Below are 14800 nucleotides of genomic sequence, written 5' to 3'. Positions count from 1 at the left end.
TGCTGTGTGACTCACCGCAGTACGGCCACCCGTTGTGTGCGGACACTCGACGTGCGCGCGGACCCGCTCCGCCCGCCGGGCCGCGCTGTCCGCGTGCTCGCCCCGATGGGTCTCGGGACTGTCTCAACCGTCGCTGTGACCTGGCGGGTTGATGTCTGGCTGCGGCGGGTTTCGGTGGGTATCGTCGGGCGCCAACACCACTGGGGCCAGGGGGGTCTGACGGGCGTGTGCGGCAAAGGGGTCTGGTTGTGACACGAGTCGGTGATGCGGACTGTGCGAGAGGCGAGGGGGACGGCAACCGCGTGAGAGAAGCGGGTGAAGAGGGGCGCGCCGAGGGGGAGACGGACTGTCCGGGCAACGGCGGCGGATCGGCGCCGGGCGGTGAATCCACCGACACGTGTCCGGAGTTGGCGGCGGCGCTGGACGGGCACGCGCTGGTCAATCTGACCGGGCCGCCGGGAATCGGCAAGACCTGGCTGGCCGAGCGGGCGACGGCCCGCGCACCGGGGCGCGGGAGCCCCCTCGAAGGGGCCTTACTGATCGACCTCGCCCGCCCCGACGCGGCGCAGCGCCTGCGCGCGTACGCGGACGGCGACGAACCGGGGCCGCTGGTCCTCGACAGCGTGGACGGCCCGGGTCGCGCGGAACGGGCGCGCCGCGCCCTCGACGGGTTGCGCCGACAGCCCCACCGCACCCTGCTCATCAGCCGCCGTCCGTTGCGGGCGCAGTGCGCCTGGGCGGACACGGCCATGGCGGACGTCGCCGTGGCACCCAGCACCGAGCGGGCCGTCCTGGACCGGGCCGCGGCCCTCGGTGTCACCTCCCCCGAGGAGCAGGCGCTCGTCGGGCTCCTGTCGGGCGGCGTCCCGCTGCTCGCCGCCGCTGCCTGCCGCGCCCTGCACCACGGGGTGCCCGCGGCGGCGCCCGGAGCCGTGGCCGACCGGGTGGCCACCGAGATACTCACCCGCCTGGAGCGCGAACTGCCCGGCAGACAGAGCCTGTACGTGCTGCGCAGACTCGCCACCGTCGGCTCCGGCGACGAGCACCTGCTGGGGACCGGACCCGGGCTGTTCACCTCGCTCGCCGACCTCAGCGTGGTCGGCTGCGGACCGCTCGGCCTCACCGTGCTTGAGCCGTACCGCACCGTCATCGAGCTGGCCTACCAGTGGCGCAAACCCGTCGCCCACCGCAGCGCCCAGGACCGCGCCGCGCGCTACCGCCGCGAACTGCTCGTGCGCGAACAGCATCCGGGAGGCCGCGCGGACCTCGTCGAACAGGGGCTCTTCCTCTCCGGCGACCCGATGCTGCGCGCGACGCTCTTCCCCACGGCCGACACGCCCGCCCGCATCGCGCCCGCGAACCTGGGCGACGCGGACGACATAGGCCGCCTCATGCACGCCTGGACGCTCACCAACGGATTCGACAGGCGCCGCTCGGAACGGCTCACCGAGACCTGGCTCGACACCGGAATATCCGGATTCCACGTGGCCCGCGACCGTGAGGGGACCCCCGTCGGCCTCACCTATCTCGCCCCCATGGGCGAAAACGCCGCGCAGTGCGTGGAGCCCCTGCTCCAGCAGCACGCCGAGCCGGTCTCGGCGGCCACGGGACCGGGCGCGCTGTTCCTCGGTGCCGCGTACAGCGCGGACCGGGGCACGCACGCCCGCATCCTGCGGCACATCCTCAAGAACGCCACCAGCCGCGAGCACCTGGTGGTCTCCACGACCAGCGGTGACTACCAGCAGCTGATGGGACGGCTGCGATTTTCCGAGCACGGCGCCACCCGCGACGACGTGTACCGCTGCGGTCGGCGGCCCCGCGTCTACAGCCACGACTTCAGAGCCGCGTCCCTGCCCGGCTGGCTGGCGGGCCTCGGCGGCCCGGACCAGGGCGCGCCGCCCGGAGCCGTACCGCAGGTCGACATGCTTGTCGCGCGGGCCCTCGGGCGGATCGGGAACCTGGGGGCGCTCGCCGACAACCCCCTGGTGGGCCTGCCGGGCATCCCGGACGCCCGCACCCTCCAGGACCGGCTGCACGAGGCCGTACGGGAGCTGGCCGGGAGCGAGGAGCGGGCCGACGCGGAGGCGGGCGCGATCCTGCGGGCGTACTACTTCCGCCCGGGCTGCACCCACCACCAGGTGGCGCGCGACCTGCACCTCAGCCGGGCCACGTACTTCAGACGGCTGAGCAGGGGGCACGCGGCCCTCGGCGCCCTTCTCCTCCAACGGCGGCCGACCGCGTAGGTCCCCGGGCAGATCCCGGGACAGGGGGCGATTCCCGTACGGGGGGACCGGCGGCGGCGACGGGCGTCGCCGCCGGGGCTGCGCCGCGGCCGGAAGCCGGGCACCATCGAAGGAACCCTGGAGGAGAGCGAGGAGAGCATGGAATACACCGTCGAGGTCGTCGTGGTCCCCGTGTCCGACATGGACCGGGCCAAGGAGTTCTACGCGGACAAGTGCGGCTTCAAGGTCGACCTGGACCAGCAGGTGGCCCCCGGAGTCCGGATCATCCAGATCACCCCGCCCGGCTCGCGCTGTTCGCTCGCCCTGACCTCCGGGGTGCCGTCGGCGCCCGGGGTCGGGCAGATGGCGCCCGGGACGCTGCAGGGCGTGCAGATGTGCGTGACCGACATCGCCGGGGCCCGCGCCGAGCTGGCCGACCGGGGCGTCCCCGTCTCGGAGGTCCAGCACGTCGGAGAGTCCGGCGCCTGGGAGCCCGGCAGGGGCGACACCTGGAACGCCTTCGCCTTCTTCACGGACCCGGACGGCAACGGGTGGGTGCTCCAGGAAGCACCGGCACCGCTCTCCGAACGCTGACGCGCCCGCTCACCGCCGCGTCGGCAGCGTGCACATCGCGTCCAGCCCCAGGACGTGGTTGAGCCGGCCGAACGCCAGCCACGAGCCGATGGACATGCTCAGCTCGACGATCTCGGCCTGGCTGTACCGAGCGGTCATCCGCGACCAGAACTCCCCGTCGATACCGTGGTGGTCCGCGACGTACCGCTCGGCGTACTCCGCCGCCAGCCGCGTCCGTTCGTCGAACGCCTCCGTGGTGCGCCACGCCGCCACCGCGTCGGCGAACCCCTCCTCGACCTTCACCCCGTCCTTCTCGGTACGCCAGTCCAGGCAGAACGCGCAGCCGTTGAGCTGCGCGACGCGCAACCGGGCCGCCTCGAACTCCCGCAGCCCCAGCGAGGAATGGGCGTACACCGCGAGCGAGAACGCCGACGCGGCGGCGCCGATCTCCGGGACCATCTCGCCCCAGACGTACGCGATGGCGTCCTTGCCCGCCGGAATGTCGATGTCCATCACCGCTCCCCTTCCGCGCTTCCCGCGCTTCCCGCGTCTTCTGCGCCTTCTGTGCCTTCTGTGCCTTCCGTGTCTTCCGTGCTTTCCGCGCCGCGGGCCTGGGCGCGCCCGAGGCGGCCGAACGCGGGCCGCAGCGGTACGTCGAGCGCGTCGTACAGTCCGGGCTCCGCGTCCACCAGCCAGTCGATCGCGCCCACCAGCCGCCCCGCGGCGGTCGCGTTGCCGCCCGCCGAGCGGTTCTCGCCCTCGTCGGTGGCCTCCACCGTGACCTCGATGCGCGGCCGCCCCTCGACGATGACCCGGTGGGCCCCGTCGCCGCCGTCGGGCGGGAGCGGCCAGTCGGGAGCGCACGACGGGTGGATGCGGGTGACGTGCTCGATGACGAGCCGGGGCGCACCGCCGACGATGCCCTGCACCTCGAAGCGCACCGCGCCCTGCGTCCCCGCCTCGAACTTCCCCATGGTGCGGGTGTTCACCGTGGTCTCCAGGGGCCGCCGCAGCACGGTCTCGCGCACCTCGTCCAACTCCGCACCCAGGGCCCGCGCCATGAGCCGGAGCTGCCCGCCCCAGACCATGGTCGGCACGGACGGCGCGAGCATCGGCGGCTCGTACTCCATCGGCTGCCCCATGCCGACCAACAGCCGTACGGAATCCTCCTGTTCGTACGTGGAATAGTCGAAGACCTCCAGGCAGCGGATGGCGTCCACCGTGCCGCCGAGCCCGCTCACCAGCAGCGGCAGCACGTCGTTGGCCCACCCCGGGTCGACGCCCGACGCCAGGAGCGAGCCGCCGCCCTCCGCGACCGCGGCGAGCACGGGGTCGCGGAACTCGGGCGGAGCGCCGCGCTTGTCGTACAGCGGATAGAGGGAGGGCGTCACCACCACGGCTCCGGCCCGCACCGCCCGTACGACGTCGGCCAGTGCCTCGTCGGGGCGCAGGTCGCCGGACGCCGCGTAGACCACGGCGCGCGGTTTCGAGGCGAGCGCCGCCGCCACGTCGTCGCTCGCGACGACCCCCACGTCGCGCCCCAGTTGGGCGAGTCGGCCCGCGTCCCGGCCGACCTTCTCGGGATCGTGGACGAGGACTCCGGTGAGTTCGAGACCCGGATGCGCCGTCACGGCGCGAACGGCCGCGCGGCCGACATTGCCCGTACCCCAGACAACCGTCGCAATCATGCGCGGAGGGTAGCGGTGGGCGCCGGGACTTCCCATAGGCGCGACGGGGTGGGAAATCGGGCGCCCCGCCGGGGACGGGGCGGCAGCGGTTCCGTACGATCGCTCCTCGCCCACCCGTCTGTCTACCTGCCTCCGTCTGTCTGCCCGTCCGTCCCGCGCCCGATCCGAGGAGTCCGCCCCGTGACCACGCTCGTCCCGCCCTCCCGTCCGGCCGTCGGACTCGGCGGGCCGCAGCGGCTGACCCGCACGGAGGACGGCGAGGAACTGCACGCCCTGCTCTGGCGGGCGGGCCCGGGATGGCGGATGGTCAGCAGCGCGGTGCTCGGCGGCGGCATCGGCGAGCGCCACTGGATCCTCAACGCCCAGGTCTCCCACGGCTACCGCCGTACCGATCCGGAGCGGCACCTGGCCGCGCTCGCCCGCGACGCACGGGTGAGCGGCCCTGGTGTCGGGCTCATGACGGCGGCCGACGTCTCCCGCCACGGGAGCGCGACCGACGGAGGTGCGACCGGCGGAGGTGCGACCGGCGGGGGTGCCGAGGCCACCGCTACCGTCGGCATCGGCGTACGGGGCTGGGCGGCCTCCTGGCCCGACGCGGCGACCCGGCCCGAGCCGCCGGGCACGATCAACATCGTCGTCGCGCTCCCCGTGCCGCTCACGGACGCCGCCCTGGTGAACGCCGTCGCCACCGCGACCGAGGCCAAGGTGCAGGCCCTCCTCGACAGGGGGTACGACTGCTCGGGCACGCCCACCGACGCGGTGTGCGTGGCCGCCCGGGTCCCCGCCCCGCAGGAGGAACCGCACGCCTTTGCCGGGCCGCGCTCCCTGTGGGGCGCGCGCCTGGCCCGCGCGGTGCACGGCGCGGTACTGGCCGCGACGCCCGCGCCCTGAGCGGGACGGCCCCACCCCGGGCCGACGCCGCCGGCCCCTACTTGGCCGCCCAGCCGCCCAGCCCGTTCACGTTCGTCTCCGCCGCTCGTCGCAGCGCGTCCGTTGAGCCCAGGAGGACGGGCGGCAGGTAGCCGGACCGCACCTCCAGCTCCCACCCGTGCACCTGAACCGCGAGCGCGGCCAGCGCGAGGGCGTCGAGGGGCAGCAGGGTCCTGGGCGCGGGGTCGGTGCCCGCGCTCTCCCGGTGCTCGTCGAGCCGGGCCGCCAGAGCCTGCTCGAACGCCGCCCGGTCGTCGTCGAGGAGGACGCGCAGGAGGCGCTGGTCGGGTGAGAGGACACCGGCCGCGTCCAGCCGCCTCGCGCCCTCGGCGCGCTCGTCGGCGCTCGGTCCGCAGAGGGGCACGGTGGGCCAGTGGCTCGGCAGGTGCCCGGGTGAGTCGGTCAGATAGCCGCACAGCGCGTCCATCGCGGCGAGGTCCGCCGGGTCCGACACCGAGGTCAGCTCCGAGTACGGCACCCCGTCCCGGATCGCGGGCGCGTAGTCGTCGCGCAGTAGCAGGCCGATGACCCGCTGCCAGTCCCACACCGCCCCGCTGACCACGGACGACGCGAACGTGTCGAGCCACGTCCTGGCCGTGGGCGCCCGCGATGCCGCGTTCCCGAAGGAGACGTCCTCGCTGGTGAGCGTCTCGTCCAGGAGGGGGAAGGCGATCTCCTGGTCGCCGTCGGGGAAACAGCCGACGCTCAGCGCTCCGAGGTCGCACTCCGCGGCGGTGCGCAGCACCGTCAGCGCCGTTTCGTCGAGCGCGAGGTCCTTCGCCGTGCGGGCGGCGACGTGGTCGAGGAGTTCGTCCCGCATCTCGCGCATCTTCTCCGGGGACGGAGTGTCGTAGCGCAGCCCGTGCAGCCTTCCGTAGGCCCTTCGGCCGATGCCGTCGAGCGCCTGCGCCAGCCGCTCCCCACTCACCTCGTGGCACGTCACTTCGCGCACCGCTGCCCCCTTCGCAATGATCATCAGTGCTGGAACGGCACGTTATCAGCGGGGTCCGACAGTCCGGTCCCGCGCTGTGGACGGCGGTGTGCGCGAGCGCCGCAGCGTTCGCGAAGTGCTGGCTGCTGAAACGGTGTTGATGAGTACGCTGCTGAGGAGTCGCCCCGGTTCCGCACGGCGCTGCGGCGAGGGCGGCCGTCGACGCGTTCGACAGAAACGGACTCAAGGCTGATGGAAAGTACAACGCCGCCTGGGGCGGGCCCGACTGCTGACCCGGTCGAGCGGCTGCGCGCGATGGTGGGAGAGCTCCTCCACTCGGCGGACCTCACCTGCGGAGTGGAGGACCTCGAACCGCACCTGGAAGCCGCCCTCGCCCTCCTACGGGACCACCCCGCCCTGCGGCCGCGCTTCGAGGCGGAACTCGTCGCGCTGCTCGACGGGCTCCGGGAGGGTGTGGTCGAACTGGTCTCCTTCACCATGTACGAGCTGCGCTGGCCCGGTGTGAGGGAGGCGATCGAGTCCCGGGCCGCCGACCCGCGGCGGAACGTCAGCGACCTGCGGCTGTACGAGGCCATGCTGGACGCCTGTGCCGATTCCTGGCGCGACCGCGACCTGTACGCCAGGTTCGACCCCGACCGCCCCGGGGAGCAGGCGGCAGTGCCCCGCCGGGAGCGCGCGACCGACGCGGCGGCGGGAGGGTTCTCCACGGCGGCTGCGCCGGACGGGGGGTGACGGTAACCTCTCGGCCCCGTAAGGAGTTTGTCCCGCCGGGGCTCCTGCACGGGCCCCGGTGCGGCAGGCGCTCGCGTGGAAAGCGACGGGCTCCACAGCCGCTACACTCGCCACCAATACCGACATTTCGGTACTTTTCCCTACATAGGTGGCCGGGTGCTCCGCTGCACGGCGGCTGTGAGAGTTAGGCGCGTACATGGGTCCTTCGTGGTCGTGGCGGAAGTCCTCCTACAGCGACATGCAAGGCGATCAGTGTGTGGAGGTGGCGTGGACCGGGTGCGACGTCCTGGTGCGCGACACCAAGGACGCGCTCAAAGGGAGGCTCGCCTTCACGGCCCGGTCCTGGAGCCTCTTCGTGTCGGCCGCCGACAGACGGGGGAGCGGCGCCGCCTGCGAGTGACGGAGACGTCGGGTCGCAGCGGGCACCGAAGGCGTTCCCCGGTGCCCGCATCCTCGCGCCGCGCGCGTTCCGCGCGGGGCCGGTCAGCGGGACGGGCCCGACAACTGCCCCGCGAGGGCCAGGCCCGCGGTCGCCACGGCGCCCGCCGCGGCGAGGCCGGAATCGCCCGGCGTCAGGAAGAGGATGACGACGGCCGTGGCCAGGGAGGCCACCGCGACAGCCGCGGCCGCGAATACGCGGGCGGTCGGCCGTGCGGTGGAGTGGTGGACGTGTTCCGGGGGTTTCTCGGACGGGTGCTCGTGATCGGACAAGGCTGTACTCCAGATGGCCCGGGACTTCATGGAAGACGGTTCCGCCGCTTGCAGACGGCGGGGCTGTCACCAAGGCCATTGCCCTGCCTCCCGCTTGGTCATTCATGGGCCCGTGAGCGCTCGGGGCGCGGAACGGGGAAGTCCGGCTCGGCGATGCGCGGAACGCCGCGACATCGGGATGCGCTGCGGATAGCGATACCGCCAGAAGCTACCTAGCAGATTGAGGGTTTATCGCTCTACGGTGCCGAGCACACCATGTACAACCATGTGTGCGCGGCGCGCGGGTAGCCCCGAGCGGGACATTGCCGACCAGCGACGATTGCCAAGACGCCGGTGATGCGCGACCGTGGTCCATACGCTGATCTCCGGTGGCTCGGGCGATCAGTACGGGAGTGCGCCCCGTTGCAGCGGGTCCGCTCCCGCTGTGGCTTCGCTGAAGCGGAGCCACAGTCATGTCCGGCCGCGGTGCTCCGTGATCCCCCTCCCTGCTTCCGTGCGCCCCTCGCGAGCGCGGCCGTCGTCTCAGCCTCCGTCCTGCGGCGCCGTGGAGGGCGGCAGGGCCGGATCGAGCGGTTCCGTCTCGATGTGATCGGCCATCTGGAGCAGTACGCGGGGCACCGCGTCGCCCTTGACGCACCGCTCCTCCAACTCCCAGAAGATCTCCAGGTGCTTGACGAACTCCTCGGTCGCCGTGCTGATTTCGGCGGGGCCGCGCATGTTCTCCCAGTACACGAAGGGCTGCATGCCCTCGTCGAACTCGAAGAGCGTGAAGGGGCCCTGGAACGTGGCGGTGCCGCTGGCGAACGGGAAGATCATGATCTGGCGGCGGGGATGCGCGGCCAGCTCCGCGAGCCTGCGCAGCTGCGTGCGCATCACCCTCGGCCCGCCGACCTGTCGGCGCAGCACCGCCTCGTCCAGGATGAAGAACGTCTCGCCGTCGTCGCGGTCCAGCGCCTCCTGGCGCAGCATGCGGCCTTCGAGCATGCGCTGGAGCTGGGGCCCGGAGAACCTGTCCGAGCTGTAGGCCCGGATCATCTCCTCGGCGTACTCCTCCGTCTGCAACAGCCCGGGGACCGCGAGCGGCTGGAACGCCCGAGTGACGAAGGCCGACGACTCCATGGCCAGGAAGTTCAGGAACTGCGGACCGTAGATGTCCCGGTATTCGGTGAACGGCATCTTCCTGCTGCCCCGGGCCAGCCCGAGGAGCCGCTCGACCGCCCCTTCGTCGGTGATCCGGTAGAGCCCCAGGAGCGGCCTGAGGTCGTGTACGGAAACACCCACCTCTCCTGCCTCTATGCGCAGGAGCTTGCTGGGTGACCACTCCATCTCCCGGGCCACCTCGCGTTGTGTCAGCCCGACCTCCTTGCGCGCCTTGCGCAACTCCGTGCGCAACTGCAGGCGTTGAATAGCGGGACTTACCGGTCGCGGTGTCGCCATGTGTCGTCCCCCTGTCTGCTACACCGCTGATTGTGGCATCGCCAACTGGGGAATGCCCGATGGGCAGCGAGCGTAAAGCCGGTCGCACGGCAGCAGGAGCCGGCCCTGATGACGCACGGTGCGGCGACCGCGTGCGCACACGGGCAAGACTTGTGCGCACACGGGTGAACACCTGCGCCGGGTCCGGGGATAGCGTCCCAGCCATGTCCGAACCAGAAGCAGCCCACACGACCCCCGACAGCTCCGCCGAACCCGTCCTGGAGCCTGCCGCCGCCGAGTTCGCGGCAGCCTCGGCGAAGCCCCCTTTCCTGTACCAACTCCCGCCCGCCGAAGGGCGCGAGGCGGTGGAAGAGGTCCAGTCGGGCGACGTGGAGCTGCCCGAGGTGGACGAGGAGTGGGTCACGGTGCCCGGCGGCCCCACCGGCGGGGTCAGGGTGCGGATCGTACGGCCCGCGGGCGCGGCCGGGCCGTTGCCCGTGCTCGTCTACCTGCACGGCGCGGGCTGGGTGTTCGGCAGCGCCCGCACCCACGACCGCCTGGTGCGCGAGCTCGCCGTGGGCGCGGGGGCCGCCGTGGTGTTCCCCGAGTACGGCCTCTCGCCCGAGCACCGCTACCCGGTGGCGATCGAGCAGAACTGGACGGCGGCCCGCTGGGTGGTCACGGACGGGGAGGCCCACGGCCTGGACGCGACCCGCATCGCGGTGGCGGGAGACTCGGTCGGCGGCAACCTGAGCATCGCTCTGACGCTGCTCGCCAAGGAGCGCGGCGGACTGCCGCTGCGCCAGCAGGTGCTGTTCTACCCGGTGACCGACGCGTCCTTCGACACCCCCTCCTACCTGCGGTTCGCCGAGGGGTACTTCCTGGAGCGCGACGGCGTGCGCTGGTCCTGGGACCAGTACACGACCGACGAGGCCGAGCGCGCCGAGATCACCGCGTCGCCGCTGCGCGCGAGCGCCGACCAACTGGCGGGCCTGCCACCCGCGTTGGTCATCACGGCCGAGGCCGACGTACTGCGCGACGAGGGCGAGGCGTACGCCAACAAGCTGCGCGCCGCGGGCGTACCGGTGACCGCCGTCCGCTACCAGGGCATCATCCACGACTTCGTCCTGCTCAACGCGTTGCGGGAGACCCAGGCGGCCCGGTCGGCGATCGAACTCGCCGTCGTCACCCTGCGCAGAGCGCTCGCCTGACGCCCCGCGGCCGCGGCGGTGGCGCGGATGATCTTGGGCGGGGCGGCTTGCCCCCGAAGCCGCCAATGCCGGGCCCGACCTGATCGACCTCCTCGTCTGCGTCACAACCCGTACGGCGTCCGCACCCTGCCGGGCAGCCACCTGAAGTGGCTCGTCGCCCCGGCGCCCGCGGCCCGGCTCCTGCACTCCTTGTCCGCGCGGTGATCGCGGGTTAGGGTCCCCGGGCACGCAGCGGGGGCTCACGACGGGGGATCACAGCAGGTGGGGGACATGGACGACGACAACGGCGTGCCCAAGAAGAGCGCGGGCGCATGGGGACAGGCGCTCGCGGCCCTGGCGGTCGTGGCCGCGCTCGGCGTCGGACTCTGGACGTTCACGGAAGGGTCGTCCGAAACCACCCGAAAGGCCGCCGCATGCCCGAACGGCGAGTCCGGGGGGCCCTCCGGCAAGGGGAACGGGAAGCCCCCGCGCCTCTCGGGCGCGCAGCTGTGCGCGGCCTTGAACAGGCCCGACCTTCCCGCGCTGCTCGGCACGACGGGAGAGGTCGCGAAGAGCGTCGGCGTCAGCGGGGATTCGGGCGGGTCCACCGACGGAGGGAAGGCCGTCGAACCCTCCGCGCAGATCGAACTCGACACCTACACGGTGGCCTTGGCGGCAAGCCAGGACCGCCTGCCGGTCGCCGATTTCGCTACCCTGATGGGGAAGGACGCGCGGCAGGGCAAAGTGCTGAACCGTGCGGCCGTGCTGTACGCGGACCGGACCATCGTCCTTCGCTTCGGCGGTGGGAAGTCGGGCCCCGGCGCCCCGGCCCGCTCCCTCACCGTCGCCAGGGACGCCAAGGACAGCGGAGGCTCGTACACGGTGACCTTGTGGCGCGAGGACGGCACGGTGCCGAGCGACCAACTGCTGCTCCGCGTCGCCCGGTCGGTCCTGCCGACGGTCCCCCACTGGGCCGACAAGCCCTGACCCCGGCACCGGATCCATCGGCCTTCTGCCGTGCCGACTGGGCCGGATCGCGGGGCGAGTTGGCCGCAGACGGCAGGGCGGGGCAGAGTGGCGCCGTACGTGAGGGGCCCTCGAACGGCCACCCGACTAACCCTGGAGCTCTTGTGACGGATCTTGCGGCGTCCATCGAATCGATGGAACAGCTCTCGGTGGTCTGGCGCGCCATGGTGCTCGACCGCGACGCGGACGCGGACGTACGGGACCTCCCCGGCATCGCCGTCCGCTGGGCCGACTGCCGGTTCGGCTTCTGGAACTGCCTCACGCTCACCGACGTCGGCGCGGACCCGGCGCTCCTCGGACAGCGGCTGGGGCAGGCAGCGGAGATCATGCGCTCGAAGGAGCGGCCGGGGCTGCTGTGGCTCTTCGAGGACCTGCTGGACGAGGAGGCCCGCGCGGGACTGGCGGAAGCGGCCGAGCGGGCGGGCCTCGAACGGGCCTTCTCCGGAACGGGGATGGCGGGCGACCTGCTGCCCGTCCCCGAACCCGCCCACCCCGACCTGACGTTCGTCCGCGTGACCACCGACGAGGAGCTGCTGGCCTACGCGGACCTCAACTCCCGCGCGTACGGCTTCCCTCTGGAGGAAGGGCGCGACGGGCTCCAGGGCTCCGCGCTCTGGAAGGAGCGGGTGCACGCCTACCTTGCCCTGCGGGACGGCGAACCGGTGTCGTGCGCCGGGGCCGTCGAGGCGGACGGCCGCCTCTTCGTCGTACTCGTCGCCACGGCCCCTGAGTGGGAGCGCCGGGGCTACGGCGAGACCGTGACCCGCAAGGCCCTGTACGAGGGGGCGCGGGCCACCGGACTGACCCGCGCCACCCTGCACGCGACCGCCGCGGGAGCCCCGGTGTATCCCCGCATCGGCTTCGAACCGAACTCGCCCCTGCACTTCTACGCCTTGAAGGGCTGACGGCCACAGCGAAGGGCCGGCAGCCGCCCTGGAGGAGAGCGAGGAGAGCGGGAAGAGACGGCGCGCCGGACCCCGACCCCGCGACCGGCGGGGTGACGGGGCCGCGCCGCCCCTCGAAGCGCCCGGGTGCCGAACGCGCCCCGGCGCACGACGCGCTCCGGGCGGTCAGGAGTCCGTGAGGATCACGAGCCGCTGCGTCGCCCTGGTCATCGCCACATAGCGGTCGACCGCGCCCTCGATGCCCTCCCCGAACCCCTCCGGGTCGATGACGACCACCAGGTCGAACTCCAGCCCCTTCGACAGCTCGGGCGTCAGCGAGCGGACGCGCCGCGTCGCCCGGAACTCCGGGTCGCCGATGACGCAGGCGATCCCCTCGTCGTGTTCCTCCAGCCACGCTTCGAGCACCGCGTCCAGCTCCGCCACCGACCCGTGCACGACGGGGACGCCACTGCTGCGCACCGAGGTCGGCACGTTGGCGTCGGGGAGCGCCGCCCTGATGACCTGCTCGGCCTCCGCCATGACCTCTTCGGGCGTGCGGTAGTTGATGTTCAGCGGCGCCACCTCGACCCGGTCGAGGCCGACCCGCCCGAGCCGCTCCTCCCACGATTCCGTGAAGCCGTGCCTGGCCTGGGCGCGGTCCCCGACGATGGTGAAGCTCCGCGACGGGCAGCGCTGGAGCAGCATCTGCCACTGGGCGTCCGTGAGTTCCTGCGCCTCGTCCACGACGACGTGCGCGAACGGTCCCGCGAGCAGGTCGGGGGCAGCGGTCGGCAGCGCGCCGTCGTCGACGAGGCTGTCCTGGAGGTCCTTGCCTCGCAGCATCCGCACGGCGCCCTCGCTCTCGTCACCGGCCGACTGGACGTCGGCGGCCGACAGGATCTCGTCGATGACCAGGCCCATCCGCGCGCGCTCCGCGGCGACCGCCACATCGTGCCAGCGCTTCCGCCTGGCCGCCTCCGGGTCGCCGAGCCGCTGCCGCGCCGCGTCCAGGAGCGGCAGGTCGGCCACGGTCCACGCCTGGGCGTCCGCGCGGCGCAGCGCGCGCACCTCGTCGGGACCGAGCCAGGGCGCGCACATCCGGAGGTAGGCGGGCACCGACCACAGGTCCCCGACGAGATCGGCCGCCTCCAGCAGCGGCCAGGCCCCGTTGAGGGCCTCCGTCAGCTCCCTGTCCTGCGTCAACGACCGCCGGAACTCCTCCTCCGACACGTCACCCCTGTGCTTGTCGAGCAGGATCGAGACCAGTTCCTCCCAGATCAGGTCGCGCGCCTCGTTGTGCGGGGTGCCCGTCGCCGCGTCGAACGCCTCGGCCCAGTCCTCGGCGCTCAGCCACACGTCGGACCAGGCGGTCGTGACCGTCATTCCGGAGGCGGGCGGCGACTCGTAGAACCGTACGGCCGTCTCGATCGCCTTCACCATGTCCACGGACGACTTCAGCCGGTCCACCTCAGGATCGGCCTCCTCCCGCGCTCCCGCGCCCTCGGCGACGAGGTCCCGCAGGGTGCACGTCTGAACGCCCTCCTCGCCGAGGCTGGGCAGGACGTCGGCGACGTACGCCAGGTACGGGTCGTGCGGACCGACGAACAGCACGCCGCCGCGCCGGTGCCCGAGGCGCGGGTCCGAGTACAGCAGGTAGGCCGAGCGGTGCAGGGCGACGACGGTCTTGCCGGTGCCGGGACCGCCGTCGACGACGAGGGCGCCGCGGGAGCCCGCCCGGATGACGGCGTCCTGGTCGGCCTGGATGGTCGAGAGCACGTCCCGCATGCGGGACGACCGCTCGCCGCCCAGGCTGGCGATGAAGGCGGACTGGTCGTCCAGCGCGGCGTGCCGGTCGAGCCCGTCCGCGGCGAACACCTCGTCCCAGTAGTCGTTGATCCGGCCGCGGGCCCAGCGGTACCTGCGGCGGCTCGTCAGTCCCATCGGGTTGGCGTGCGTCGCGCCGAAGAACGGCTCGGCGGCGGGGGAGCGCCAGTCGACCAGCAGCCGGCGGCCCGTGCTGTCGGTGAGGCCGAGCCGACCGACGTACAGGGCCTCGCCGTCGGCGCAGACGACGTGCCCCAGGCACAGGTCGAGGCCGAAGCGGCGCAGGGCGCGCAGCCTGGCGGTCAGCCGGTGGATCTCCAGGTCCCGCTCCAGGGCCTCGCGGCCGATGCCGCCGGGCGCCCTGCGCTCGGCGACGAGCCGGTCGGACAGCTCGGCGATCGCCTGCTCCAGGCTCTCGGCGATCGCCGCGAAGTGCTGCTCGTCCGCAGCGATCAGCCGCGGGTCGGCCTTGGCGGAGAGCCGGTCGGGAAGGTCGAACGCACTGGTGGCCAGAGAGGGCATGTCAGTGGCTCCGTTCCGGGTCGTACCCGCGGTGTTCAGTGGTGCGGACGTGGCGGGGGCGGGCGAAGACGGCTGCAATTCGTGGATCTCCCGATCGCTTCGAGGTCTGGAAGCCAAGCTCAGGCCAGCG

13 protein-coding genes and 1 pseudogene are annotated in these 14800 nt (G+C 72.8%); 8 read left to right on the top strand and 6 right to left on the bottom strand.

Translation table 11 applies throughout. From position 1 onward, the window contains the following. The first annotated feature begins 302 nt into the window (after window positions 1-302). On the top strand, window positions 303-2243 hold the full coding sequence (locus ACIBNE_RS24390) for a hypothetical protein (protein WP_399274874.1): 1941 nt from the start codon (window positions 303-305) through the stop codon (window positions 2241-2243). A gap of 138 nt (window positions 2244-2381) precedes the next feature. Further along, a complete protein-coding gene (locus ACIBNE_RS24385; RefSeq protein WP_399274872.1) occupies window positions 2382-2816 on the top strand; it encodes a VOC family protein in 435 nt (144 codons plus the stop codon). 9 nt (window positions 2817-2825) lie between these two features. Here the strand turns inward: ACIBNE_RS24385 and ACIBNE_RS24380 are convergent, their stop codons facing one another. Together ACIBNE_RS24380 and ACIBNE_RS24375 are read right to left on the bottom strand one after the other, a co-directional pair. Then, window positions 2826-3308, bottom strand: coding sequence for a carboxymuconolactone decarboxylase family protein (locus ACIBNE_RS24380; RefSeq protein ID WP_399274870.1), 483 nt, complete (start codon window positions 3306-3308; stop codon window positions 2826-2828). Between the two features lie 95 nt (window positions 3309-3403). Next, window positions 3404-4483 (bottom strand): annotated as a pseudogene (locus tag ACIBNE_RS24375) (dihydrodipicolinate reductase); the annotation flags it as partial. Between the two features lie 180 nt (window positions 4484-4663). Here ACIBNE_RS24375 and ACIBNE_RS24370 point away from each other — a divergent pair. Then, the gene (locus tag ACIBNE_RS24370) at window positions 4664-5374 is read left to right on the top strand and encodes an adenosylcobinamide amidohydrolase (protein WP_399274868.1); all 711 of its coding nucleotides are present in this window, start codon (window positions 4664-4666) and stop codon (window positions 5372-5374) included. A 37-nt stretch (window positions 5375-5411) separates the two neighbouring features. On the opposite strand, the gene ACIBNE_RS24365 is transcribed toward ACIBNE_RS24370, so the two are convergent. Continuing rightward, complete coding sequence (locus ACIBNE_RS24365; protein WP_399274866.1) at window positions 5412-6365, bottom strand: immunity 49 family protein; 954 nt, start codon at window positions 6363-6365, stop codon at window positions 5412-5414. Between the two features lie 231 nt (window positions 6366-6596). On the opposite strand from ACIBNE_RS24365, the gene ACIBNE_RS24360 reads away from it, so the two are divergent. Further along, a complete protein-coding gene (locus ACIBNE_RS24360; protein WP_399274864.1) occupies window positions 6597-7097 on the top strand; it encodes a hypothetical protein in 501 nt (166 codons plus the stop codon). Window positions 7098-7293: 196 nt separating this feature from the next. Further along, the gene (locus ACIBNE_RS24355; RefSeq protein WP_399274862.1) at window positions 7294-7497 is read left to right on the top strand and encodes a DUF397 domain-containing protein; all 204 of its coding nucleotides are present in this window, start codon (window positions 7294-7296) and stop codon (window positions 7495-7497) included. An 83-nt stretch (window positions 7498-7580) separates the two neighbouring features. Here ACIBNE_RS24355 and ACIBNE_RS24350 read toward each other — a convergent pair whose 3' ends face one another. Both ACIBNE_RS24350 and ACIBNE_RS24345 read right to left on the bottom strand, forming a co-directional pair. Further along, window positions 7581-7808, bottom strand: coding sequence for a hypothetical protein (locus ACIBNE_RS24350; protein WP_399274860.1), 228 nt, complete (start codon window positions 7806-7808; stop codon window positions 7581-7583). 522 nt (window positions 7809-8330) lie between these two features. After that, window positions 8331-9245 (bottom strand): helix-turn-helix domain-containing protein, encoded by a 915-nt coding sequence (locus ACIBNE_RS24345; protein ID WP_399274858.1) that lies wholly within the window; start codon window positions 9243-9245, stop codon window positions 8331-8333. A gap of 203 nt (window positions 9246-9448) precedes the next feature. On the opposite strand from ACIBNE_RS24345, the gene ACIBNE_RS24340 reads away from it, so the two are divergent. The 3 genes from ACIBNE_RS24340 to ACIBNE_RS24330 all read left to right on the top strand — a co-directional run bounded on the left by ACIBNE_RS24340 (window position 9449) and on the right by ACIBNE_RS24330 (window position 12345). After that, the gene (locus tag ACIBNE_RS24340; protein WP_399274856.1) at window positions 9449-10435 is read left to right on the top strand and encodes an alpha/beta hydrolase; all 987 of its coding nucleotides are present in this window, start codon (window positions 9449-9451) and stop codon (window positions 10433-10435) included. Between the two features lie 270 nt (window positions 10436-10705). Beyond that, window positions 10706-11401, top strand: coding sequence for a DUF6215 domain-containing protein (locus tag ACIBNE_RS24335; RefSeq protein WP_399274854.1), 696 nt, complete (start codon window positions 10706-10708; stop codon window positions 11399-11401). Window positions 11402-11544: 143 nt separating this feature from the next. Next, complete coding sequence (locus ACIBNE_RS24330) at window positions 11545-12345, top strand: GNAT family N-acetyltransferase (RefSeq protein ID WP_399274853.1); 801 nt, start codon at window positions 11545-11547, stop codon at window positions 12343-12345. A 165-nt stretch (window positions 12346-12510) separates the two neighbouring features. Here ACIBNE_RS24330 and helR read toward each other — a convergent pair whose 3' ends face one another. Further along, a complete protein-coding gene (helR, locus tag ACIBNE_RS24325) occupies window positions 12511-14670 on the bottom strand; it encodes an RNA polymerase recycling motor ATPase HelR (RefSeq protein ID WP_399274851.1) in 2160 nt (719 codons plus the stop codon). Window positions 14671-14800: the final 130 nt, after the last annotated feature.

It is taken from the genome of Streptomyces sp. NPDC050504 (assembly GCF_044458065.1).
GTDB lineage: Bacteria > Actinomycetota > Actinomycetes > Streptomycetales > Streptomycetaceae > Streptomyces.
This window is presented reverse-complemented; position numbering and strand designations above follow the sequence as displayed.